General features: G+C 32.8%; 1 rRNA gene. It reads left to right on the top strand.

Features of this window, described 5'->3' with window-relative positions:
• Positions 1-596: 596 nt before the first annotated feature.
• Positions 597-671 (top strand): 16S ribosomal RNA (locus tag TEPIDINF_RS14745); the annotation flags it as partial.

Genomic DNA, 671 nt, shown 5'->3' with positions numbered 1-671 from the left:
TTTACTATTGGATTTGGACAGGAATCACCTGTACTTCCATTGTAAAGGATTTTTTTGTTGTATGGACAATTTTTGAAGATTGCTATTATTTTGAATCATCAGATTTAATTAATGCAACGCTAGTGAATAATTGTAAAATATGGTGTAGTTTTCTGCGGTGTGTAAGACAAAATTCGACTAAAAAAATATACTTGACGAAAGACGTTGAAATGTGCTAAATTTACATAGTCGCCAATACGACAAATTTTCTTAAAAGGATTAAAAAAATCATTGACGACAAAATACGATTCATGTTAGTATATTATTTGTCACTTCGTGAAACCTTATGATTAAAACGTTCGACAAAAAAATAAAGAAAAAAACAGTTGACAAATTAACATAATATATGATAAGATAAATTTTGTCGCTGTTACGACATACTAATTGAAACTTTGATTGCTCTTTGAAAACTGAACAGTGTAAAAGCCAAGCGTACCACGGAAATGTGGACCTAATCAATTTATTAGAGTTAACGATAACTTTTTATGCCCTTGTGATGATGCTTATGTAGCTGAATCACAGGACAAGAACTTCTAAGCAATAAATTGCTAAGAATTTCTATGGAGAGTTTGATCCTGGCTCAGGACGAACGCTGGCGGCGTGCCTAATACATGCAAGTCGAACGCTAGAGG

This window comes from Tepidibacillus infernus, from assembly GCF_048898065.1.
Taxonomy (GTDB): domain Bacteria; phylum Bacillota; class Bacilli; order Tepidibacillales; family Tepidibacillaceae; genus Tepidibacillus_B; species Tepidibacillus_B infernus.
The sequence above is the reverse complement of the archived record's forward strand: the minus strand, read 5'-3'. Positions and strand labels throughout refer to the sequence as shown.